We start from the raw sequence: 22,672 nt of genomic DNA, 5'->3' as shown, positions 1-22,672 counted from the left end.
CCGCAGCCGCGCCGGCGCGACTGCGGCCCTCACAAGGACTCACGATTTGAAAGCGGCCGCACGCGCGCTGATCACCGTCAGCGCAGCCTTCCTCATGGCATCGGCTCAGGCCGAACTGCCCGATCCTTCACGCTTCGGACGGGCGATGGAAATGGGCGACATCCGTTCCGCGTCCCGCTGGCTGGACGAGGGGCTGCCGCCCGATTTCGAGGCCGACGTCACCGGCAGCGGGCTGATGATCGCGGCGGCCGAGGGCAATATCCGGCTGATGGAGCTGTTCGTCGAGCGCGGCGCCAATATCGACTACGTCAGCCGAATCGGCGAACAGGCGATCGCGCTGGCGGCATGGAAAGGTCATCAGAAGGCGGTCGAGTGGCTGATCGAGCGCGGTGCGTCGCTCAATCCGCCGGACAAGACCTGGAGCGCGCTGCATTACGCCGCCTTCGCCGGCAAGACGCGCATCGTCGATCTGCTGCTGCGCAATGGCGCGAAGCTCGACGCGCGTGCGCCGAATCTGGCGACGCCGCTGATGATGGCGGTGCGCGAGGGCAACGAGGGCATCGTGAAGGCGCTGGTCGACGCCGGCGCCAGCACCACCGCGGTGTCCGACCGTGGCGAGAACGCGCTGGCCTGGGCGCTGCGCTACAACCGGCTGAAGATCGCGACGCTGGTGGCACCGCCGGAGAACGTGGCCGAGGCGGTCAGCGCACCGCCGGTGGCCGCACCTACGCCGCCGCCGCAGGCATCGATCCCGGCGCCACCCGAAGTGAGCGAACTGCTGAACAAGCTGCGTCAGGCCGAGGCCCAGGGCAAGCCGACCGAAGCCTTGCGCCGCCAGTTCATGGCGGCGGTCGAGCGGCATCGCAAGGCGTCGGCGAAACAGACGGTGAAGGCGGCGCCGTCCGCGCTGGTCATTTCGGCGAAGCGCGGCAAGGCCGGTGCCGAGCGCGCCGAACTGGTCGCCGGCGCGGCGACGCCGGCGGTGCAGACCCTGGCCGAGGACGCCGGCGCGGTCGACATCCTGCGCGCCATCCAGGCGGCGCAGGCGAAAGGGCAGCCGACCGAAGAACTGCGCCGCCGCTTCAGGGCCGAGGTGGACAAGCTCCGGCAGTCAGCGCAGTGACCGCCGCGTGATGCGACAGGAACACCCGGCCGCCCAGATGGGGCAGCAGGTCAGTGCGTTCCAGCTTGTCCATCACCGGACCCTTCACTTCCGACAGGTGCAGCAGCACCCCCATGTCCTTCAGGCGGTGCACCACGCTCTCCAGCATTTCGAGCGCGCTGGCGTCGATGTCGTTGACCGCCGAACACATCAGCACCACGTTGCGCACTGACGGTTGCGCGGCCACCAGCGCCAGGATGCGGTCCTCCACCTGGCGTGCGTTCATGAAGTTCAGACCTTCGTCGACGCGCAGGCCGATCAGCGACGGATCGGTATCGACCGCGTGGCGCTCGACGTTGCGGTAGTGCTCGGTACCGGGCACCCGGCCGACCACCGCCATGTGCGGGCGGCTGGCGTGCCACAGGTGATTCAGCAGTGTCAGCACGACGCCGGCGCTGACGCCGGCTTCCACGCCGAACAGCAGGGTGACGACCAGCGTCGTGGCGGCCGCAAGGAAGTCGGGCGGCGAGCTGCGCCAGGTGCGACGCAGCGTGTCGGTATCGACCAGCGTCAGGATGGCCACGACGATGGTGGCGGCCAGCGTCGCCTGCGGCAGGTAGTGCAGCGCCGGCGTCAGCGTCAGCGACGCCAGCGCGATGCCGACCGCGGTGAACGCGCCGGCTGCCGGCGTGGCTGCGCCGGCATCGAAATTGACCACCGAACGCGACAGCCCGCCGGTTACCGGATAGCCGCCGGTCGCCGCTGCCGCCAGATTGGCCGCGCCGAGGCCGATCAGCTCCTGGTCCGGCTCGATGCGCAGCCGGCGCTTGGCGGCGAAGGTCTGTGCCACCGACACCGATTCGACGAAACCGATGATGCTGATCAGCAGCGCCGGCAGTGCCAGCTGCGACAGCAGCGCCGGATCGAGTGAGGGCATGGTCAGCGGTGGCAGCCCGGCCGGAATGTCGCCCACCTTGCGCACGCCCGCCTTGTCCAGTTGCAGCGCCCACATCAGCAGCGTGCTGCCGAGCACGGCCAGCACCGGCCCGGCCTTGGCACAGGTATCGGCGGTGCGCGCTCCGGCGCCGAGCCGCACGAGCAGCGGCTTGAGGCGCGTCCGTGTCCAGTAGAGGAAGACCAGCACGCCGGCGCCGAGCGCCGCGGTCGGCAGATGAGTGGCGGGCAGCCCGGCGAGCAGCGTCGGCAGCAGTTCCGGCAGCGTGTCGCCGTCGGCGCGGATGCCCAGCAGGTGCTTGAGCTGGCTCAGCGTAATCAGCAACGCGGACGCGGTGAGAAAGCCCGATACCACCGGGTGGCTCAGGAAGCTGGCGAGAAAGCCCAGCCGCAGCACACCCATCGCGATGAGCATGACGCCGGACAGCGCGGCCAGCGTCAGCGCCGCCTGCAGCCGCGCCGCCTCGTCGGCGATGTCCAGTCCGCCGACTGCCGCCGCCGTCATCAGCGACACCACCGCGACCGGGCCGACCGACAGCGCGTGACTGCTGCCGAACAGCGCGTAGGCGAACAGCGGTGCGATGCTCGCGTACAGACCGATGTGCGGCGGCAGGCCGGCGAGCTGGGCGTAGGCCAGGCTCTGCGGGATCAGCATCAGCGTCACGATGAGCGAAGCCAGCAGGTCGGCGCCGAAGGCCGGGCGGTCGTAGCGCGGTGCCCAGTCGAGCACCGGCAGCCAGCGCGCCAGACCGCGCACGCGGCGGGCCGGTGCGTGCGTGGCCTTCCGTGCAGCCTGGCCGTCGGGGTGCGAAGTTCCGCTGTTCACGGCGTCGATTGTGCCGCGCCCGCTGGCCTTCGCGTCAGAGTGCATCGAGCGGAATCTTCAGATAACGCGTGCCATTGTCCTCGGGCGGCGGCAGATGGCCGGCGCGCATATTCACCTGCACCGACGGCAGGATGAGCACCGGCATGTCCAGCGTCGCGTCGCGCGCGGTGCGCATGGCGACGAAGTCGTCCTCCGATATGCCGTCATGGACGTGGATGTTGTGTGCGCGTTCGGCGGCCACCGTCGTTTCCCAGCGCGGCGCGCGGCCGTCCGGCATGTAGTCGTGACACATGAACAGCCGGGTTTCCGGCGGCAGCGCCAGCAGCGTGCGGATGGAGCGATACAGCGTGCGCGCATCCCCGCCCGGGAAGTCGCAGCGTGCGGTGCCGTAGTCCGGCATGAACAGCGTGTCGCCGACGAAGGCGGCGTCCTCGATCAGGTAGGACATGCAGGCCGGCGTGTGCCCCGGCGTATGCAGTGCGCGCGCCTGCAGGCTGCCTATCTTGAAGGTTTCGCCATCGCGGAACAGATGGTCGAACTGGCTGCCGTCGCGTTCGAATTCGGTGCCGGCGTTGAACAGCTTGCCGAACACCCGCTGCACGGTGACGATGTGTTCGCCGATGCCCAGCCGGCCGCCCAGCTGCTGCTTGATCCACGGTGCGGCCGACAGGTGGTCGGCATGGACGTGGGTTTCCAGTATCCATTCCAGCCGCGCGCCCAGTTCGCGTACGCGGGCGATGATGCGATCGGCCGAAGCGGTCGAGGTGCGCCCCGACTTGGGGTCGTAGTCGAGCACGCTGTCGACCACGGCGCAGGCCAGGGTGGCACGGTCGAACACGATGTAGCTCACCGTGTTGGTTGCTTCGTCGAAGAAGCTTTCGATCTGCAGGCTGTCTCGGGTCATGGGTCGGTTCTTCCTCCTGTGCGGCCGGAATGCCGTCCGGCGCTGCGGTACGGGACGATGTATAGCCCCTCTGCCGTCTCCCGATCCGTAACCTAGGTCACCCTGCGCCGTGCCACGGGGGCCATCGTGCCCCGGTAATGGCCCCGAAGGGGTAGGCTCCAAGCTTGGTCAAGATGTGCGGCCGCCGGCCGATAACAAGGGGTCACCGGTGCGCACGCGGGCGGCCCCGTCCTGTCGACGGATCCGATGCCGGATGCCCCGCGCCAAAGAGAATACAGCCGATGCAAGAACCACCGTTCGAACAGGACACTGTTGCCTTCCAGCGTCGCTTCGTCGCGCTGGTCGCGATCTGGGTCGTCCTTTGTGCGCTGGTCACGCTGTTCGCGGCGCGCAGCGCCAGCCACGAATACCTGCTCGACGCGCAGGCGCGCAGCGCGCTGCGCCTGGACAGCCTGAACGAGTCGCTGTCCTCCACCTTCCGTCAGTTGGCCGCATTGCCGGTGACCCTGGCGCGGCAGGATGCGCTGCAGAAGTATCTGGCGGCGCAGGCGGGCGAACAGGCGATCCGCGCGCTGCCGCCCGGTCCGGCGCTCCGGCAGCATCTGATGGAACGGCGCGACGCGCTCGGCGTGAGCAGCCTGCTCAACGCCGTCGCGCAGGATTTCAATCTCGGGCTGGTCTATCTGCTGGACGCCGACGGCAATGCCATCGCCGACAGCGGTTTCCACCTGCCGTACGCGGTGCTCGGGCTCAATTACGCCGATCGCGAGTACTTCCGTCAGGCGGTCGACGGCGGGACCGGACTGCAGTACCTGATGGGGCGCACGACGAATGTGCCCGGCTTCTACTTCTCGGCGCGGGTGGACGTGGTCGGGCGCCCGCCCGGCGTACTCGTGCTGAAGCAGGACGCCGAGACGATGCGCCATCTGTTCGGCGGCTACGACCAGCTGGCACTGATGGCCGATAACAATGGCGTGATCGTGCTGGGGTCGCCGCCCGAACTGGTGCTCAAGCGCTTCGCGCCGGCGATCGACGATCCGATCGACGACGCCACCCTGAAGGCGCGCTACGGTGTGGTACCGCCGGTGCTGCCGTGGCAGGGCGACGAAACCCGGCTGGACGACGGCACGACGGCGCATCTGCAGGTGGTGGACGGCCTGCGCCATCTGGTGCTCGGACGCGCGATGGATGACTCGCCCTACACCGTCTGGGTGCTGCTCCCGCTGCGCGAGGAGGCAGCCCTGTGGCGGCGCCACATCGCCGGTGGCCTCGTGGTCGGCCTGCTCGGGCTGGCGCTGATCGCGCTGTGGTTCCGGCGCGAACGGCAGAATATCGACACCCAGCGCACGCGCCGCGAATTGCTCGAACTGGCCAATGCGCTGCCGCTCACCGTGTTCCGCTATCACCGCCCGCTGGGCCGCGGCGGACGCTTCGCCTTTATCGGTCACGGCGTCGAGGCGCTGTTCGGGCGCACGCCGGAACAGGTTGCCGACGACCCAGGCGCGCTGTGGCGCGCCTGCGGCATCGACGACGACAGCCCGCCGGTGCGTTCGCGTGAGCTGCAGGTGCGGACGCCGTCCGGCCCGCGCTGGCTGCGGGTGGACAGCACGCCGATGCCCGACGGCCGCGGCGGTACGATCTACAACGGCTACTGGCTCGACATCACCGAACGCAAGCTCGGCGAAGCCAAGTTCCGCGCGCTGTTCGAGCACTCCTTCGACAGCTATTTCTTCTACGACGAGGACGATGGCGTCATCAGCTGCAACCCGGCCACGCTGGCGCTGTTCGGCCTGCCGTCGGAAGAGGCGCTACGTGGCCGCGTGCCGTGGAACACACCACTGTCGCCGGCGCGCCAGCCCGACGGCGAATCGAGCGCCGTCGCCGCGCGCCGTCTGTTGTCGGACGCCAGCGAGGCGGGGCGGCCACAGATGCGCGAATGGCAGTTTGCCGGCGCCGGCGATCGCGTCTTCACGGTCGAACTGGCGGTCATCCCCATCCAGCAGGGCTCGCGCCGGCTGTACTGCCTGATCGCGCACGACGTGACGCTGAAGAAGGAAGCCGAGGCCGCGATGCTGCGCGCACGCGATGCCGCCGAGGCGGCGGCGCAGCTGAAGTCCAGCTTCCTCGCCAACATGTCGCACGAAATCCGCACGCCGATGAATGCCATCCTCGGCATGACCCATCTGGCGCTGCGCGACGACATGTCGCCGCGCCAGCGCAACTACATCGAGAAGGCACACCGCTCGGCGCACGGCCTGCTGGCCATCCTCAACGACATCCTCGACCTGTCGAAGATCGAGTCTGGCCGCCTCGACATCGAGCACATCGACTTCCGGCTCGACACGGTGATCAACCACATGGTGGACGTGATCGGCGTCAGGGCGGAGGAGAAGGGGCTGGAACTGCTGTTCAGCGCCGAACCCGGGCTGCCGACGGCGCTGATCGGCGACCCGGTGCGACTCGGTCAGGTGCTGATCAATCTCGGCAGCAACGCGATCAAGTTCACCGAGCACGGCGACGTGATCATCGGTGTCGAACTGCAGGCGCGCGACGAACGCGCGGTCGAACTGCACTTCACGGTGCGCGATTCCGGCATCGGCATGGACGAGGCGCAGATCGCGCGCCTGTTCCAGCCCTTCACCCAGGCCGACAGCTCGATCACCCGCCGTTACGGCGGCACCGGCCTCGGGCTCACCATTTCGCGCCAGCTGGTCGAACTGATGGGCGGCCGTATCTGGGTGGACAGCGAACCCGGTCGCGGCTCGACCTTTCACTTCACCGCCCGCTTCGGTCTGCAGGCCAGCGCCGACGCCGTACCCGAGCGCCTGGCCGACACCATGCCCGGGTCGCACGTGCTGGTGGTCGATGACCACCCGGGCGCGCGTGATGTACTGGCGGCACTCTGTCGCGGCATCGGCCTCGAAGTCGACGTCGCCAGCGGTGGCGACGAGGCGCTGGACATGCTGGCCGCCGACGCAGGACGGCACGGTCTCATGCTGATCGACTGGAAGATGCCCGGCATGGACGGCGTGCGCCTCGCCGAGGAATTGCGGCGCCGCTGGCCGCAGCGCAGCATGCGGCTCATCCTGGTCACCGCGCTGGGCCGCGACGACGTCGCCACGCAGTCGGCCGGCCGCCATTTCGAGGCGGTGCTGCACAAGCCGGTCACCCCGTCGGCGCTGCTCGACGCGGTGTCGCAGGCCTACGGCCGGCGCGCCGACGCGCACGCCCCGACGCCCGGCGACGAACGGCTGGAAGCCAGCATGGCGGCGGTAGCCGGTGCCCGCGTGCTGCTGGTCGAGGACAACGAACTGAACCAGGAACTGGCGCACGACCTGCTCGAGCGCGCCGGCGTCGAGGTGGTGATCGCCGGCGACGGTCAGCAGGCGGTAGACCTGCTGGCTGGCGGCAGCCGCTTCGATGCGGTGCTGATGGATTGCCAGATGCCGGTGATGGACGGCTATACCGCCACCCGCACGCTGCGCGGCCTGCCTGGTCTGCAGAATCTGCCGGTGATCGCGATGACGGCCAGCGTGCTGGAGGCGGACCGCGCGCGCATGTACGACTGCGGCATGAACGACTGCATTCCCAAGCCGCTCGACGTGCCGCAGATGTTCGCCACGCTGGCGCGCTGGGTCCATCCGCAGCCCGGCGCCGACAGGCAGTCCGGCGCGGCGGCCCCGGCGACACCCGACGACGCGGTGCCCGCGCTGCCCGGCATCGACACCGCGGCCGGGCTGGCGCACTGCATGGGCAAGCCGCAGCTGTACCGGCGCGTGCTGCGCGCCTTCCTGCGCGGACAGCGCGATTTCGCCGCGCAGTTCGACGAGGCGCGCCGTGGACCGGACACGCAGGCGGCGGCGCGGCTGGCGCACACGCTGCGCGGCCTCGCCGGCACCGTGGGCGCGCACACGCTGCACGGGCTGGCGTCGGAACTGGAAGGGCTGCTGGCGCGCGAATCGGCCGACGCCGACATCGACGCCGCGGCGACGGCGCTCACCCGCGAGCTCGATGCGCTGATCGGCTCACTGCTGCCACATCCGTGGGTGGCCGACGAGGCCGTCGCCGACGGTGCACCGCCGGACCCCGGCCAGCTGGTGGAGCCCTTGCGCGCACTGGCGCAACTGATCGCCGACAGCGATGCCGAGGCGGTGGCACGCGCGCTCGAGCTGCAGCGCCTGCTGGCTGGATCGTCGCTGGAGTCGCTGGCCGCCTCGCTCGGCGATGCGCTGAAGCGCTACGACTTCGACCAGGCGAACGCTTGGCTGACCGCGCTGTACGAGCGCGCCGGCGTCCAGTCCTGAGGTCTCAGGCCGGTTGGGCGGCGCCTGCGCCGCTGTCGCCCGGTTCGGCCACCGGCACGTCGACGTCGGTCATCGGGCCGTGCGTGTCGGCGTAGGTGGCATTGATGCGCAGCATGTCCGGCAGCACCGACGGCAGCACCGCCATCAGTGCCGGGTCGAAGTGCAGGCCAGTGTTGCGGCCCATCACCTGCAGCGTTTCGTCGATCGGCATCGCCGGCTTGTACGGACGCGCGGTCATCAGCGCGTCGAACACGTCGGCAATCGCGACGATACGGCCGAACAGCGGAATGTCCTCACCGATCAGGCCGCGCGGGTAACCGCTGCCGTCGAAGCGTTCGTGGTGGGTGAGGGCGATGGTGCGGGCAGTCTGCAACAGTTCGTCGTCGTGCTCGCCGATGATTTCGGCGCCGATCTCCGGGTGCTGCCGCATTACCGCCCACTCCGCCTTGCTCAGCGGGCCCGGTTTCAGCAGCACGGCGTCGGGAATGCCGATCTTGCCGATGTCGTGCATCGACGCCGTGTTGAACAGCAGTTCGGTCGCTTCCGGCCCGAGGCCGATCGCCTGCGCGATCAGCCGCGCGTAATAGCTCATGCGGATGACGTGATTGCCGGTCTCGTTGTCGCGGAATTCGGCGGCGCGGCCGAGCCGGCGGATGATCTGCTGGCGTGACGCGAACAGTTCGGCGGTGCGCGCCCGCACGCGGTCTTCCAGCACCCGCGTCTGGTCGTACAGCGCCAGATGGGTGCGCACCCGCGCGGCGACGATGGGCGGGCTGATCGGCTTGGTGATGTAGTCGACCGCGCCCACCTCCAGCCCGAGGCGTTCGTCCTCGATCGAGGTCATCGCGGTGACGAAAATGATGGGAATGCCGCGCCGGTCCGGGTTGGCCTTGATGCGACGGCAGACGTCGTAACCGTTCATGCCGGGCATCATGATGTCGAGCAGGATGAGGTCCGGCGGCTCGGTCGAATTGACGATGGCCAGCGCCTTCTCGCCGCTGGTGGCCACCTTGACCCGGTAGTCCTGGCGCAGCAGGGCGCTCAGCAGGTCGATGTTTTCCGGCGTGTCGTCGGCAACCAGTATGGTCTGTCTGGTCGTCCGTCCCGCGCCCAGGTCTGCGTCCGTCACCGTCGTCTCCCGTAAGCCTTCGGCATGTTAATCACGGTTCGGTGATATCGGAACACCTGCGGTCGATGCAGTTCCCGCCCTGCGCGGGATGTACGGACGAAAAAAAACGGCGGGGACACCGCCGTTTTTCCTGTTGCAGCCGCGTATCAGCGGTTGGCAACGTACATCGTGATCTCGAAGCCGAAACGCAGGTCGGTGGCCTTCGGGGTTTCCCAGTTCATATCTCTCTCCGTCATGTTGTACTTCTTGAAAAACACAGCGGTTGCCGTGTCTGGATCAGAGTATGGACAGGGAGCGAAGGCGCGACCTCCAGCCGCCGCTGAAAACCGGGTCATGATTTTCATGACCCGGCGACGCCTCACTCCTTCGGCGCCGACTTCGGCTGGATGATGGCGCGCACGCGCTTGGACTGGTCTCCAGCCGACGGCACCGACTTGGCGTCGCCCGAATTGGTGACCGTGTAGTTCTCGCTGATCGAGTTGTACTCGATGTACTGGCCGCGCACTTCGTCGCCGCCGCTCTTTACGTGGGCGCGCACGAAGAAGCGGGTGATTTCGGTCTTGGCGTCGTGCTCGATGCGCTCCGCCTCGCCCTCCATCCACAGGTCCTGGCCCTCGCGCTTCTGGCGGAAGCGGGCGAGGCCGCCTTTGCCGCCGGTGGCCACACCCTTCTGGTAGCCGGTGGCGTCCTGAGTCACCACGACGCGGTTGGCCTTGATGGTGAGCGTGCCCTGGGTGAACACCACGTTGCCTTCGAAGGTGTGCGTGCGGGTGCGGTCATCGACCGTCACCTTGTCCGCTTCCAGATTGACCGGCTTTTCGCGGTCGGCGCGCTCGGCGCGGGCGGGCATGCTAAGGCCGACGGCCAGCACGAGGTTGAGCAGGATCAGGCCGGTGAGGGCAGGGCGCAGAGTCATGGGCGGCGGGTTCTTTCGAGGGTGGCTTTGACGCGCGATTCGAGTATGTAGGTCTGTTTGACGCGGTCGGCGACCATGCCGACGCCGTGGGCGACCGATTTGCCCTGCGTCAGCTTCACCGGCTTGTCGGTGCGGGCGATCTCGTCGTCCGGGTACACGTTCAGCACGCTGGTTTCCAGCGTCATCTCCGGATTGCCGGGACTGGCTTCGCGCAACACGCGCACATTGTCGCGCAGGATGGCTTCCTTGCCATCCTTCAGCAGCTGCGCGCGATCGGCGCTGATGCGGGTCGGCGACTGCTTGCCGCGGTAGAGCAGCCGCGGCTGGTCCAGTTCGGTGCTGTCGTCGTCCGGGTAGTGACGCAGCTGCTGCGCGGTCAGCGTGTGCTGCACCTGGCCGGTGGGGTCGAAGCGGCGCACGGTGAAGTTGTCGACGATCACGTCCGGGTCGTGCCTGAGCTTGCCCGAGGAGGGGCGGTCTTCGACGCGCGTGGCGCGATCCAGCCACATGGTCAGGCCGACCAGCAGGATCAGGATCAGCAGCGGCAGTGCCTGCTGGACGTTGCGCTGAAGGTTCAACGCAGGCAGTCCTGCAGCAGCGCGTCGAGCGCGCCGCGGGCGTCGAGCAGGTATTCGCAGACTTCGCGTACGGCACCGCGGCCGCCGTCGGCTTCGGCCACCCAGGCGACGTGCTGGCGCACGAAGAAGTGGGCGTTGGCCGGCGCGGCCGAGAAGCCGCAGGCGCGCAGCACCTGCAGGTCGACGATGTCGTCGCCCATATAGCCACAGTGCTCCATCGCGATGCCGCGTTCGGCCGCCAGTTCGCGCATCGCCTCACGCTTGTTCTCGACGCCGAGCAGCGCGGTGGTGATGCCGAGGTTGGCGGCGCGGTGGCGCACCGCCGGCGACGAACGACCGGAAATGATGACCACTTCGACGCCGGCGCCGGCCAGCATCTTCAGGCCGTGACCATCCAGCGTGTTGAAGCCCTTCAGCGAGTCGCCGTCCGGGCCGAACCAGATGGTGCCGTCGGTCATCACGCCGTCGACGTCGAAGCCCATCAGGCGAACGTTGCGGGCTGCATCGAGTACGGAGGTTTCGCTCATATCACCTTGGCCTGCATCAGGTCGTGCATGGTCAGCGCGCCGGCCAGCGCGCCGTGTTCGTCGAGCACCAGCAGCTGGTTCACGCGCTGGGTTTCCATCAGGTCGGCGGCTTCGGCCGCCAGCCGGCCGGCCGGAATGGTGCGCGGGTGGCGGCTCATCACGTCGGCCACCGGCACGGTGCGTACGTCGCCCAGGCGGTCGATGGCGCGGCGCAGGTCGCCGTCGGTAAACACGCCAGCCACAGCGCCGGCGTCGTCGAGCACTACGGTCATGCCCATGCCGCCGCGGGTCACCTGCAGCAGCGCTTCGGTGACGGTGGCGGCGACGCCGACGCTGGGCACCGCGTCGCGGGCGCGCATCACGTCGCGTACATGGGTGAGCAGGCGACGGCCGAGCGCACCGCCCGGGTGGCTGCGCGCGAAGTCGTCCTCGCGGAAGCCGCGTGCCTCCAGCAGCGCCACCGCCAGTGCGTCGCCCAGCGCCAGTGCGCAGGTGGTGCTGGCGGTCGGGGCGAGGTTGAGCGGACAGGCCTCGATCGCCACGCCGGCGTCCAGATGCACGTCGGCCAGCGTGGCCAGCGTCGATGCGGGCTTGCCGGTCATCGCGATGGTGCGGCCGCCCTGGCGGCGCACCAGCGGCACGATGGCCAGCAGTTCGGCGGTTTCGCCGGAATTGGACAGCGCGATCAGCACGTCGTCGCGGTGGATCATGCCGAGGTCGCCGTGCAGCGCTTCCGCAGCATGGACGAAATAGGCCGGCGTGCCGGTGCTGGCCATGGTGGCGGCGATCTTGCGCGCGATGTGGCCGGACTTGCCGAGGCCGCTGACGATGACGCGCCCCGGGCTGTCGAGAATCAGGCGCACCGCCGCTGCGAATTCGTCGCCGAGGCGCGCCGACAGCGCTTCGAGCGCGCTGCCTTCGATGGCGAGCACGCGGCGGGCGCAGGCCAGGATGTCTTCGTTCTTCGGTGGGGCAGGCTGTGTCATGCGCGGGGCGGGGTGGGCGGAGGCGTGTAATCGCCCGTACTACGGGCGCAGGAACGATCGGTTATGATCGGCGCGGATTATAACAACCTGCTCCGACAGGCGGCCGCTCCCGGAAAGCGCTGACGGCCGAACACATCGTCACCATGTCTGCCCTCGAGCTGGTTCTACTGCTGCTCACCGCCTCGGTGCTGGTGGTCGGCCTCTTCCGCAGTATCGGCCTGCCGCCGATACTGGGCTATCTGCTGGTGGGGGCGCTGGCCGGCCCGCACGCACTGGCTTTCATTCCCGATACCGACGAAGCGCGCCACTTTGCCGAGTACGGCATCGTTTTCCTGATGTTCTCCATCGGGCTCGAATTCTCGCTGCCCAAGCTGTTCTCGATGAAGCGGCTGGTGTTCGGCCTGGGCGCAGCCCAGGTCGCCTTCAGCGTGCTCGGTGTGGTCAGCTTCGCCTGGCTGTTCGGTCTCGGTTTCAAGGGCGCGATCGCGGTCGGCGGCGCCATCGCGATGTCGTCGACGGCAGTGCTGATCAAGCTGCTGGTCGAGCGGCTGGAGCTCGATTCGGCGCACGGCCGGCAGGTGGTGGGTGTGCTGCTGTTCCAGGATCTGGCGGTCGTGCCCTTCCTGGTGGTCATCCCGGTGCTGGCGCTGGGCGCCGAGGAAAGCGTCGAGGCGCTTGGCCTGGCGGCGGTCAAGGCGGCGGTGGCGCTCACCCTCATCCTCTACCTCGGCCCGCGGCTGATGCAGCGCTGGTTCCACATCGTGGCCATGCGCAAGTCGCCCGAACTGTTCATGCTGAACGTGCTGCTGGTGACGCTGGGCATGGCTTTCGCCACCGAGGCTGCCGGCCTGTCGCTGGCGCTGGGCGCCTTTCTCGCCGGCATGCTGATCTCGGAAACGCAGTACCGCTACCAGGTGGAAGAGGACATCAAGCCTTTCCGCGACGTGCTGCTCGGGCTGTTCTTCGTCACCATCGGCATGAAGCTCAACCTCGCGCTGGTGTTCTCCGAGTTGTTCTTCGTTCTGGTGACGGTGCTGTTCATCCTGATCGGCAAGTTCGCGGTGGCCGCCGCCGCCTCGCGTTTCTTCGGTTCGTCGCCCGGCAATGCGCTGCGCGTTGGCCTGTGGCTGTGCGCCGGCGGCGAATTCGGCTTCGTGCTGATGGCGCTGGCCGACGCGGCTCACCTGATTCCCGACCGCATCCTGCAGATCGTGCTCGCCTCGCTGCTGCTCACCCTGCTCGTTGCGCCGATACTGGCCCACTACGCCGACCGCATCGTGCTGCGGCTGGTGCCGTCCGAGTGGCTGCTGCGTTCGATGCAGCTCACGTCCATTGCCGCCCAGTCGCTGGCCACCGATGGTCATGCCATCGTCTGCGGCTATGGTCGCAACGGCCAGTACCTCGGGCGTTTCCTCGAAAACGAGGGCATTTCGTTCATCGCGCTCGACCTCGACCCGGAGCGCGTGCGCGAAGCGGCGGCGGCCGGCGAGACGGTGGTGTTCGGCGACGCCGGCCGGCGCGAAACGCTGATCGCTGCCGGTATCGCGCGCGCGTCCATCGTCGTCGTCACCTTCGTCGATACCGACGCGGCGATGCGGGTGATCCGCCTGGCCAACGAATTGCGCGCCGACATACCGGTGGTGGTACGCACCTTCGACGAGCGCGACTACGACAAGCTGTCGGCCGCCGGCGCCACCGAAGTGGTGCCGGAATCGCTGGAATCGTCACTGATGCTGGCCACGCACGCGCTGGTGTTGCTGGGCGTGCCGCTGGCGCGGGTGCTCAAGCGCATCCGCCAGTTACGCGGCGACCGCTACCACCTGCTGCGCGGCCTGTACCGCGGCGCCGAACATCTGGCCGAGGAGGCGGTCAGCGAGGCGCAGCACAAGCGGCTGCACTCGGTGGCGCTGGCGCCCGGCGCCTGGGCCATCGGCCACCGCATCGACGAATTCCATTTCGAGGACGTGCGGGTCGAGGTGAGCGCGATCCGCCGGCGCGGCATCCGCGCGCTCGAACCCAGTTCCGATCTGGCCTTCGAGAACGGCGACGTGGTGGTGCTGCTGGGTGAGCCGGCCGAACTGGCGCGGGCGGAATCGAAGCTGCTGAAGGGGTAGCGTCGGGCGGGAAACGGGCGGCGGACGCCGCCCGGCGGGATGGTCAGTAGGCAACGCAGACCGTGTACAGATCGCTGCTGGTACGTTCGAGGTCCGGCGTGATTTCTATCGCAGTACCGCTGGCCGCACCGGCGCCACTGACCTGGGCCATCGCGCGCACATTGCCGGTGTTGGTGGCGCCGTCGTCCATGGTCGAGTCGACCTGGCGGGCAAGTCGGGCGGAAATGCCGTCCGAGCAGATGAAGAAGGCGCCGGTCATCGGCACCGAGGCCGAACTGGGCGAGGTTGCCGAGGTGCTGGGTACGGAGATCGGCACGGCGCCCGTGATGCCGATGCGGCCGTTGTCGGCGTTTCTCGGGTAGTAGTTGCTGGTGGCACTGGTGTCGCTGGTGTCGCTGGTGCCGGTCAGCAGGTTGGCCATGCGCAGGTGCTGCCAGACGAGGAAAGATTCGTCGGTCGTGGTAGTCGAGTTCCAGTTGCCGCCGACGCGGCCGTTGCCGCGGGCTTCGCCGGACGGGCTGCTGGCGTTGGCGCCGCCGACATGCTGGCCGGCGGCCGGATCGTCGCCCGGCATGAAGCGGAAGCGGTCCTGGTAGGCGTACACGGCGGTCGATATCGTGCGGAAATCATTGACCAGACTTTTCGCCTTGGCGCTGTTGATCAGTTCCTGCCCCTTGAGCACGCCGCCGAGCAGCAGACCGATAATGACCAGAACGATGGCGATTTCGACCAGCGTGAAACCGTTTTGCGTGGATCTCATGAAAGTCCTCCTTGATAGCCACACCACTGCACGATCCGTGCCCATTGCCGCCTTCCTGCAGCGGCGGTGTGCATCATGCTGAATCCGATACAGTTTTTTTCCTTGTCGCGGCGGTCGGGCGGTGCAGACGCGTCAGCCCGCGCCGCGCGGTCGCTGCGAACTGACCGTATCTCGACAGTTTCGTCATGTTCCGGTCACTTGCATGGCGGCCCGGTCGGGCGTCGACGCGCGGGCAGGGCGCAGCGGTGAGCCCGCGCGACGCGGCGCCGCAGACGCCACGCTTGCTCGGCTGGCTGACGCGCGTACGGCCCTGGCTGCTGCTGTGCGTGCTGGCCAGCCTGCACGGATTGCTGTGGATCGGCGATGACTTGACGGTGGCGCGGGTTGCACTGCTGTCGCACATCGGCCTGCTGCTGATGTGGCAGCCGCTGGTCGGCGCGCACAGCAGGCTGAACGCCCGCGCGCTCGTCCTGCTCGCCGTCGCGGTGCTCGCAATGGTCGTGTTCTACGGGCCAGCGGTGCTGAGCCTGTGGATGCTGCTGCTGGCCGGCCTGGTTGGCGGCAAGGTGTTCTTTTCGACCTCGCGCGGGCCGCGCATCTATTACCTCGGTGCGCTCGCCTATCTGATCACTGCGCTGTTTACCGTGGCCTTGCCGCGCGCGCTGCCGCCCGGGCTGTCGCTGCCGACCGGCATCGACACGCTCGGGCTGTGGCTGTCGCCGCTGGCGCTGACCGTCATGCTTGGCGTGCCCGGCCACGAACGCGCCGACCGCGACCGCGAAGTGCTGGATTTCGTGTCCGGCCTGTTCGTGCTGCTGCTGCTGGCGGTGCTGGCGCTGGGCACGCTGGCGGCCATGCTGATCGCCGGCGTCGACTATCTGCGCGCCTTGCTCGGCACGCTGACCGTGCTGGCCGCGATGCTGATGCTGCTCAGCTGGGCGTGGAATCCGCGCGGCGGTTTCGGCGGCCTGGGTGTGGCCTTCACCCGCTACGTGCTGTCGCTGGCGCTGCCCTACGAACGATGGCTGGAGAGCCTGGCCGCGCTGGCGGAGGAGGACGGCCGACCGGAGGATTTCGTCGCCCGTGCCGCCAATCGCCTGTCGGCACTGCCGCTGGTTGCCGGCGGCGAGTGGCGCACGCGCGGCGGCGGTCGTGCGCATGAAGGCCAGTTCGGCCGACGCGGTGCCCAGCGCTACGACTTCGAGCATCCGCTGCTCGAACTGGCCATCTTCACGCAGCGTCCGCTGTCCGGCGGGCTGGTGTGGCATTTCAATCTGCTGGTGCAACTGCTCGGCCAGTTCTATCAGGCCCGCCTGCGCGCTGAGGAACTGCGCCGCCTGAGCTACCTGTCGGCCATCCATGACACCGGTGCGCGTCTGACGCACGATGTGAAGAACCTGCTGCAGTCGCTGAATACGCTGTGCTACGCCGCGCGCGAAGCCGACGGCCCGGACGCGGCGGAGCGCGCCAACGCGCTGCTGGCGCGCCAGTTGCCGGTGATCACCGCGCGGCTCGAAGCGACGCTCGAAAAACTGCGCCGGCCGCAGCCGGCCGACGGCGAGTGGATGCCGGCGCCGGAATGGCTGCAATCGATGTCTGCCCGTTTCGCCGGTCACGGCGTGACGGTCGAGGGCGCGACCGAACCCGACCTGTGGCTGCCCGGCGCGCTGTATACAACGGTCGCTGAAAACCTGATCGCCAACGCGCTGCACAAGCGGCAGACCGAGCCGGGCATCTCCGTGGTGCTGCGGCTCGGCGGCGAGCGCCTGTCGGTCGAGGACAGCGGCAGCGCGATCGCGCCGGCGCTCGCCGATTCGCTGCTGCGCGAGCCGGTGAGCTCGGCCGCCGGCCTGGGCGTCGGGCTCTACCAGGCGGCCAAGCAGGCGCAGTCGGCCGGCTTCGCGCTGCGGCTGGACCACAACCACGCGGGCTGCGTGCGCTTCGCGCTCGAGCCGGCGCCGCGTCCGCTCAGTGCGCCGGGCTGAGTGCGGCGCGCAGCGCGTCCATCCGTTCCCGGTTCACGCCGAAGTCGTAATGACCGCTGCGCGCACCGCTACGGTAGCGGATGACGCGCGCATCGGCATCGATGACGAATTCGGCGGCGTCGACGAAGCCGAACACGCGCGAGCGGAACTCCGCGGCGATGAAGCCCGGCTCTTCGCGCGTGATCGCACTGCGCGGTTGTGCGGCGATCGCACGGCGCAGTGCGTCCTGTGCCTCGGCCACCGTGCCGGCGAACGGTATCGGTGCCATCTGCGCCTTGCCGGAGGCCCCGGTCGACACGCAGTTCGGCTTGTCGGGGCAGGGCGTCAGCGCGGGCGGTGCGGCGATCGCCACGGACGACAGCAGCGCGAGCAGCGGCACGGCGGCGATCTTCATGACGGTCTCCGTGCGTGCAGCCAGGCGACCACGTCGGCCGCATTGCGGTCCGGCGGAAACACCGGATAGAACACCTTGACGATGCGCGCCTGCTCGGCGATCAGCGTGAGCCGGCGGTACAGCGTGCGGCCGTCCGCCTGGAACACCGGCAGCTTCAATGCGTCGCGCAGCGCGAGACCACTGTCGCTGAGCAGCGGGAAGGGCAGATGCAGACGCGTGGCCGCCTCGCGCTGATAGTCGCTGTCCTGCGTACTCAGGCCGAACACGCCGGCGCCGAGCGCTGCCAGCTCCGCGTGGTGATCGCGGAAGGCGCAGGACTGCGGCGTGCAGCCGCGCGCACCCGGAATCGCGTCCCAGCCCTCGGGCAGCGGAACGCCGGGGCGGCCGGTCATCGGATAGATGTAGATCACCTGCAGGCCGGGCAGCGTCGACAGCTCCACCGTGCGGCCGTCGGTCGCCGGCAGCGCGAGTGCCGGCAGGTACCGGCCTTCGAGGTGGCGGGCAGCGCCGTCGTCGGTCGGCACCGGCAGGTCGGTGGGCAGGGTGGTCAGCGGGGTGGTCATTCCGGTAGTGCCCAGTGCGGATTCCAGGCCACCTCCCACAGATGGCCGTCGGGATCGGCGAAGTAGCCGGCATAGCCGCCCCAGAAGGTATCGCGGGCGGGCTTGACGACGCGGCCACCGGCGGCCTTTGCTTCGGCAATCAGCACATCGACCTCGGCTTTCGACGCCACGTTGTGCGCCAGCGAGAAGCCGGTCGGGTCGGCCGCGCCGGCGGTGATGCCGGCGTCGTCGGCGAGGCTGGTGCGCGGCCACAGCGCGAGCTTCAGCCCGGGCTGCAGATCGAAGAAGGCGACCGCACCGTGTTCGTGCTCGGCGCCGACGATGCCTTCGGTCGACCAGCCCAGGCCGTCGCGGTAAAAGGCGACGGCGCGCGCCAGGTCGTCGGTGCCCAGCGTGATCAGCGTGATGCGCGGCCTCAAAGTGCGCGCCCGTCGTAATGCTTCACCGGCAGCGATTCGATGTCGACGTCGTCGAGACAGCGCACATTGATCGCTGCGCTCTGCACGCCGTCCGGCCGCGTACCCTCACCGAAGGGGTGGATGCCGCAGTGCGGACAGAAGCGGTGCTTGATCACGTGCTTGTTGAACGAGTAGCTCGCCATGTCGGATTCGGACGTCTTCAGTTTCAGCGCCGCGCGTGGCACGAACCACATCAGCGCGCCCTTGCGCCGGCAGATCGAACAGTTGCAGGCGACGACGCCCGTCAGTTCGCCAGCGAGTTCGCCATCGACTTCGAAGGCGATCCGCCCGCAGTGGCAGCTTCCGGTGTAGTTCATGCTGGACTCCTTGCAGTGCGGCCCGGTCTTCGCGATGGAAGCGCCGGGCCGATGAGCTTCTATGTCAGCAGACCCTAGAGCAATTCCTTCGGGATGTTGCCGCCGTTCTCGGCCAGCTTCTTCAGCACGGTCTTGTGCAGCCACATATTCATCTTCGCCGAGTCGCCCATCCTGTCCTGCGGGCACCCCAGCTCGGTCGCCAGCGTCTTGCGAGCGTCCAGGCTGCTGTCCAGGCCGAGCAGCTTCATCAGGTCGACGATGGACACCTTCCAGTTCAGCTTCTGCGTATTGGCCGCGGCCAGCGCCTCCAGCTTCGATACGACATCGACCTCGGAAATCGCCACGGGTGCAGGCGCAGCCGGCGCGGCGACAGGTGCCGAGGTGGGTGCGGGCGCGGCAGCCGCAGGTGCATCATCCTTCTTGCCAAAACCGAGCTTTTCCAGAATGGTGTTGAACAGGCCCATGGCGGACTCCTCTCTTCGCGGGTGAGTGAGGCCCCCCGGGGATGTGCGTGAAACCCGGGCGGAGAGCCCGGTGCTGCGCGAGGGGGCGGGCGATGCAGCCGGCGTGAAGCCGGGTCAGGCGACTTCATGCTAACAGCCTTGCGCGTCGACCGTCACCCTGCAACATGACCGCGCCCCGCGGGCTTACCTTCAGTCGCCCGGCATCGCGCTCATGTCCATGTACGACAGTTCCCAGATGTGGCCGTCCGGGTCTTCGAAGCCGTGGCCGTACATGAAACCGAGGTCCTGCGGCGCGCGCCGCACCGCGCCGCCCGCGGCTTTCGCCTTCGCCACGAGCTCATCGACCCCCGCCCGGCTGTCGCGCGACAGGCACACCAGCACTTCGGTGCTCCGGTGCGCGTCGGCGATCGGCTTGTCGGTGAAGCCGGCGAAGAAGGGCTCGGCCAGCAGCATGACGTAGATGGTGTCCGACACCACCATGCAGGCCGCCTTGTCGTCCGAGAACTGCGGATTGAAGTCGAAGCCGAGCGCGGCGAAGAAGGCCTTCGAGCGTTCGAGGTCCTTTACCGGCAGATTGACGTAGATGTGCTGGGGCATGTGCTTCTCCTCGATGAGGCGGCGGGGCATCCGCCGCGTTGCAGGGGCGACGAAGCAGGCGCGCGCGAATCGACAGGGGGGGCGTCGTTGTCCGTCGTCTCCGGACGGACGGTCAGGGCTTTGTTGCGCGCGGTGCCCACGCCATGTTCATGTACAGCGTGCCGCCTTCCAGCTCGTCCAGCATCTGTGCCAGGCGCTTGCGCTTCGTCGCGTCGAGCCGGGCGCGGGCGATCCAGCCGAGGTAGTCGTTCTGCTGGTAGGGCGGTCGCGCCCTGTAGGCGGCCCACAGTCCGCGCGCATCGAGCGCTGCGCGGACGAAATCGGGCATCGGGTTGGGCGGGCGCTTCAGCATGCATCCTCCTTCGCCGGGCGGGGTTGATCGGATGAGTGCCGACGGCGCTGCACTGCTTCGCCGCGGGGGCATACTCCCCAGCGAGTGCCGTGTGGTGCAGCGATTGTTGCGCCGGCGGCGCATGAACGCTGCATGCGCAGGCGTGCGGCCATCGATACGAAGCCATGCAGTGCCGTCGGACCGGTGAGCGGACCTCGCGCCGGATCAGCCGATGGCGGCTGCCGCAAGGGAGTGAACCGTGGAATCACAGGACGACGTACTGGTCGCCAACCGGGTGATGCTGGTGCATTTCGACAGCTACAGCACCGCGCTCGTGTTCGCCAAATGGAACGATACGCTGCTGTTGCCGGCACCGCTTCCGCCGTCGGCCGAATTGATGCCCGCGCCCGCCGCCGACGCGGCGGACGACGGCGAGGCGGTGAAGGCGGCGGCCATCGCGCGGCTCGGCCTGAACCCGGCCGAAGTGGTGCGGCCCGGCGATTTCAATCACTGGGTGTCGACTGCAGATGGCCCGGTCAGGGTGCATCTGCTGCGCTTCACCACCTTCGAGGCGCCCAAGGCTGCACTCGAACCGCACGGCGGCGTGTTCCGTCCGATCAGCGCGCTGCGCGGCGGCACGCCGGTGGAACTGCTGCTGGCGCGCGAGGTGTTCAATCTGATCGTCGGTGCGGGCGGTGGCAGGGCCTGAGCAGCAGCACGAATGGCGACGCGATGACGACGTCGCGATCGGCCGCTCGCCGGTCCGGGTGCTTATGATGGCGGCGGAGCGGGTTCTCTGTGGGAGCAGCCTTGGCCGTGACAGGGCCTTTGCAGTCCTCGGGCTTCGATGTAGGCCCCTGTCGGGGGCAAGACCCCTCCCACAGAACCCCCGCCTTGACTCCAGCAAGGAATCAGGCGCGATCTCTGTGGGAGCGGTCTTCTGACCGCGACGCGGCCGCGACACCGCGCCCGGAGCAATCCTCAGGGCGCAACTTCCGCAATGAAGCGCACGATTTCCGCATTGACCTGATCGGGATGCGTCACCGGCGCCATATGCCCCAGCCCGGCGAATTCGACCATCTCCACCTTTGGCATTCGCGGTATCAGCGCATTCGCCACCGCATGCACCGACGCCGGCGACGAGGCGCCGAGCATGTAGAGCACGGGCATATCCAGCGCGGCGAACGCATCAAGCGGCGTCGGCTCGGTCGTCAGCGCGTGCGCCCAGCGCCGCACATTGCGCATCGATTCCGCGACCGCCTGCCGGCGCGGCTCGGGCATCGCCGCAAGGCTGCCATCGCCCATCCAGTAGTCGATGAAATGGCGGGCCGCCTCGTGCAGGTCTCTGCCGTCCAGCGCGGCCACCGACGTCGCCACTGCAGCGTGTATGCCCCCGGTGCCGTTCGGCTGCGGCTGCTGCGCGTCGACCACGGCGAACAGCGTGGGCTCGTAGATCGCCAGCGCGCGCACGCGCTCCGGCCAGGTCAGGGCGGCGATCAGCGCCACCGCGGCGCCGTAGGAATGACCGACCAGCACGAAGGACTCGCCCGCCTGTTTGAATACCGGCGTAAGGAAATCGACTTCGTCGCGCAGCGCGATCCGGCTGTCCGAATGCCAGTCCGGACTGCGGCCGGCGCCATACAGGTCCGGCGCGAGCACCCGGTGACGGGCGGACAGCGCGTCGCCCAGGTCGCGCCACTGCGACGACGTGCTCGCGTTCGCGTGCAGGCAGATCACCGCCGGACCGGTGCCGGTCGCTCGGACATGCGGTGTGGCAGTGGTCATCGCGCTACGCCGGTGGATTGCAGCCGTGGCTAGAAGGTCGCCGCCATGGCCCGGGCCCGTGCCGCCGCCTCGGCGCGCGACCCGGCATCCACCTCCGGGCCGTACAGCGTCTTCTGCACGATGACGTGCTCGACCTCGGTGATGCCCACCATGCGCAGCCACAGGTCGAGATACTGGCGCTGCAGATCCCATTCCGACGACTTCAGCGCATCCGGCGCGTCACCCACCTCTACTCCGCGCGCCAGCACCAGCACCGCCTTGCAGTGCCCCAGCGTGCCGAGCTGGCCGCGCTCGTCGAAGGTGAACAGCAGGTCCTTCTGCGACACCACGTCGATCAGCTGCTTCAGCTTGTACGGAATCGAGTAGTTCCACATCGGCGCGCTGATCAGCAGCCGGTCCGCCTTCTGGATGCGCGCCGCCAGCGCGCGGATCTGCGCCCAGGCCGCCGCCTGCGCGTCGGTCAGCGGCGTACCGGTCAGACCGGCATACTTTGCATCCAGCGCCGCGCCGTCGAATTCCGGCATGGGCTCGGACCACACGTCCAGCACATCCACCGTGCCCTCCGGATGCGCCGCCTGCCAGGCGTCGATGAAGGCGCGCGCGACCTCGATCGAGGCCGAGCGCTGCTTGCGGGGGGAGGATTCGATGTGGAGGAGGTGGGGCATAGGGGCTCCGGAG

Annotated in this window: 23 protein-coding genes; 5 read left to right on the top strand and 18 right to left on the bottom strand. The window is 68.6% G+C overall.

What is annotated here, in order from left to right:
* Positions 1-46: 46 nt before the first annotated feature.
* Complete coding sequence (locus AC51BJ_RS05880; protein ID WP_496279626.1) at positions 47-1,123, top strand: ankyrin repeat domain-containing protein; 1,077 nt, start codon at positions 47-49, stop codon at positions 1,121-1,123.
* Here AC51BJ_RS05880 and AC51BJ_RS05875 read toward each other — a convergent pair.
* Positions 1,083-2,927, bottom strand: a complete 1,845-nt coding sequence (locus AC51BJ_RS05875; RefSeq protein ID WP_496279625.1) for a SulP family inorganic anion transporter — start codon at positions 2,925-2,927, stop codon at positions 1,083-1,085. The genes AC51BJ_RS05880 and AC51BJ_RS05875 overlap by 41 nt on opposite strands.
* Positions 2,917-3,786, bottom strand: a complete 870-nt coding sequence (locus AC51BJ_RS05870) for an MBL fold metallo-hydrolase (protein WP_496279624.1) — start codon at positions 3,784-3,786, stop codon at positions 2,917-2,919. The genes AC51BJ_RS05875 and AC51BJ_RS05870 overlap by 11 nt, the downstream gene beginning before the upstream one ends.
* A gap of 281 nt (positions 3,787-4,067) precedes the next feature.
* Here AC51BJ_RS05870 and AC51BJ_RS05865 point away from each other — a divergent pair, with 281 nt between their 5' ends.
* Positions 4,068-8,090, top strand: a complete 4,023-nt coding sequence (locus tag AC51BJ_RS05865; RefSeq protein ID WP_496279623.1) for a PAS domain-containing hybrid sensor histidine kinase/response regulator family protein — start codon at positions 4,068-4,070, stop codon at positions 8,088-8,090.
* A gap of 4 nt (positions 8,091-8,094) precedes the next feature.
* Here AC51BJ_RS05865 and AC51BJ_RS05860 read toward each other — a convergent pair whose 3' ends face one another.
* The 6 genes from AC51BJ_RS05860 to AC51BJ_RS05835 all read right to left on the bottom strand — a co-directional run bounded on the left by AC51BJ_RS05860 (position 8,095) and on the right by AC51BJ_RS05835 (position 12,226).
* Complete coding sequence (locus AC51BJ_RS05860) at positions 8,095-9,219, bottom strand: HD domain-containing phosphohydrolase (protein WP_496279622.1); 1,125 nt, start codon at positions 9,217-9,219, stop codon at positions 8,095-8,097.
* Between the two features lie 146 nt (positions 9,220-9,365).
* The gene (gene pqqA / locus AC51BJ_RS05855) at positions 9,366-9,440 is read right to left on the bottom strand and encodes a pyrroloquinoline quinone precursor peptide PqqA (RefSeq protein WP_008060153.1); all 75 of its coding nucleotides are present in this window, start codon (positions 9,438-9,440) and stop codon (positions 9,366-9,368) included.
* A gap of 137 nt (positions 9,441-9,577) precedes the next feature.
* Positions 9,578-10,135 (bottom strand): lipopolysaccharide transport periplasmic protein LptA, encoded by a 558-nt coding sequence (gene lptA / locus AC51BJ_RS05850; protein WP_496279621.1) that lies wholly within the window; start codon positions 10,133-10,135, stop codon positions 9,578-9,580.
* Positions 10,132-10,713: an LPS export ABC transporter periplasmic protein LptC gene (gene lptC / locus AC51BJ_RS05845; protein ID WP_496279620.1), complete on the bottom strand. Its 582-nt coding sequence runs from the start codon at positions 10,711-10,713 to the stop codon at positions 10,132-10,134. The genes lptA and lptC overlap by 4 nt, the downstream gene beginning before the upstream one ends.
* Entirely contained in the window at positions 10,710-11,240 is a 531-nt protein-coding gene (locus tag AC51BJ_RS05840; RefSeq protein ID WP_496279619.1) for a KdsC family phosphatase, read from the bottom strand. Before AC51BJ_RS05840 ends, lptC begins: the two co-directional genes overlap by 4 nt.
* Positions 11,237-12,226, bottom strand: a complete 990-nt coding sequence (locus tag AC51BJ_RS05835) for a KpsF/GutQ family sugar-phosphate isomerase (protein ID WP_304001957.1) — start codon at positions 12,224-12,226, stop codon at positions 11,237-11,239. Before AC51BJ_RS05835 ends, AC51BJ_RS05840 begins: the two co-directional genes overlap by 4 nt.
* 143 nt (positions 12,227-12,369) lie before the next feature.
* Here AC51BJ_RS05835 and AC51BJ_RS05830 point away from each other — a divergent pair, with 143 nt between their 5' ends.
* Positions 12,370-14,340, top strand: a complete 1,971-nt coding sequence (locus AC51BJ_RS05830) for a monovalent cation:proton antiporter family protein (RefSeq protein ID WP_496279618.1) — start codon at positions 12,370-12,372, stop codon at positions 14,338-14,340.
* 43 nt (positions 14,341-14,383) lie between these two features.
* Here the strand turns inward: AC51BJ_RS05830 and AC51BJ_RS05825 are convergent, their stop codons facing one another.
* Entirely contained in the window at positions 14,384-15,100 is a 717-nt protein-coding gene (locus AC51BJ_RS05825; protein WP_296812894.1) for a prepilin-type N-terminal cleavage/methylation domain-containing protein, read from the bottom strand.
* Between the two features lie 245 nt (positions 15,101-15,345).
* On the opposite strand from AC51BJ_RS05825, the gene AC51BJ_RS05820 reads away from it, so the two are divergent.
* Positions 15,346-17,085, top strand: coding sequence for an ATP-binding protein (locus AC51BJ_RS05820; RefSeq protein WP_430434852.1), 1,740 nt, complete (start codon positions 15,346-15,348; stop codon positions 17,083-17,085).
* Here AC51BJ_RS05820 and AC51BJ_RS05815 read toward each other — a convergent pair.
* The 7 genes from AC51BJ_RS05815 to AC51BJ_RS05785 all read right to left on the bottom strand — a co-directional run bounded on the left by AC51BJ_RS05815 (position 17,069) and on the right by AC51BJ_RS05785 (position 20,230).
* A complete protein-coding gene (locus AC51BJ_RS05815) occupies positions 17,069-17,479 on the bottom strand; it encodes a DUF1499 domain-containing protein (RefSeq protein ID WP_496279617.1) in 411 nt (136 codons plus the stop codon). The two genes, AC51BJ_RS05820 and AC51BJ_RS05815, sit on opposite strands and share 17 nt — an antisense overlap.
* Positions 17,476-18,042, bottom strand: coding sequence for a peroxiredoxin (locus AC51BJ_RS05810; protein WP_496279616.1), 567 nt, complete (start codon positions 18,040-18,042; stop codon positions 17,476-17,478). Before AC51BJ_RS05810 ends, AC51BJ_RS05815 begins: the two co-directional genes overlap by 4 nt.
* Entirely contained in the window at positions 18,039-18,461 is a 423-nt protein-coding gene (locus AC51BJ_RS05805) for a VOC family protein (protein ID WP_496279615.1), read from the bottom strand. The genes AC51BJ_RS05810 and AC51BJ_RS05805 overlap by 4 nt, the downstream gene beginning before the upstream one ends.
* The gene (locus tag AC51BJ_RS05800; protein ID WP_496279614.1) at positions 18,458-18,817 is read right to left on the bottom strand and encodes a GFA family protein; all 360 of its coding nucleotides are present in this window, start codon (positions 18,815-18,817) and stop codon (positions 18,458-18,460) included. The genes AC51BJ_RS05805 and AC51BJ_RS05800 overlap by 4 nt, the downstream gene beginning before the upstream one ends.
* Positions 18,818-18,891: 74 nt before the next feature.
* Positions 18,892-19,281 (bottom strand): DUF3597 domain-containing protein, encoded by a 390-nt coding sequence (locus AC51BJ_RS05795; protein ID WP_496279613.1) that lies wholly within the window; start codon positions 19,279-19,281, stop codon positions 18,892-18,894.
* 189 nt (positions 19,282-19,470) lie between these two features.
* Positions 19,471-19,878 (bottom strand): VOC family protein, encoded by a 408-nt coding sequence (locus AC51BJ_RS05790; protein ID WP_430434846.1) that lies wholly within the window; start codon positions 19,876-19,878, stop codon positions 19,471-19,473.
* Between the two features lie 112 nt (positions 19,879-19,990).
* Entirely contained in the window at positions 19,991-20,230 is a 240-nt protein-coding gene (locus AC51BJ_RS05785) for a YdeI/OmpD-associated family protein (protein WP_430434845.1), read from the bottom strand.
* A 238-nt stretch (positions 20,231-20,468) separates the two neighbouring features.
* On the opposite strand from AC51BJ_RS05785, the gene AC51BJ_RS05780 reads away from it, so the two are divergent.
* Entirely contained in the window at positions 20,469-20,918 is a 450-nt protein-coding gene (locus AC51BJ_RS05780; protein WP_496279612.1) for a hypothetical protein, read from the top strand.
* 272 nt (positions 20,919-21,190) lie between these two features.
* Here AC51BJ_RS05780 and AC51BJ_RS05775 read toward each other — a convergent pair whose 3' ends face one another.
* Positions 21,191-21,994, bottom strand: coding sequence for an alpha/beta fold hydrolase (locus AC51BJ_RS05775; RefSeq protein ID WP_496279611.1), 804 nt, complete (start codon positions 21,992-21,994; stop codon positions 21,191-21,193).
* A 29-nt stretch (positions 21,995-22,023) separates the two neighbouring features.
* Positions 22,024-22,659, bottom strand: coding sequence for an FMN-dependent NADH-azoreductase (locus AC51BJ_RS05770; RefSeq protein WP_496279610.1), 636 nt, complete (start codon positions 22,657-22,659; stop codon positions 22,024-22,026).
* Positions 22,660-22,672: the final 13 nt, after the last annotated feature.

Source organism: Methyloversatilis sp. S146-33 (assembly GCF_059552495.1).
Note: the sequence above shows the minus strand (reverse complement) of the source record. Positions and strands in the feature narration are given on the sequence as shown.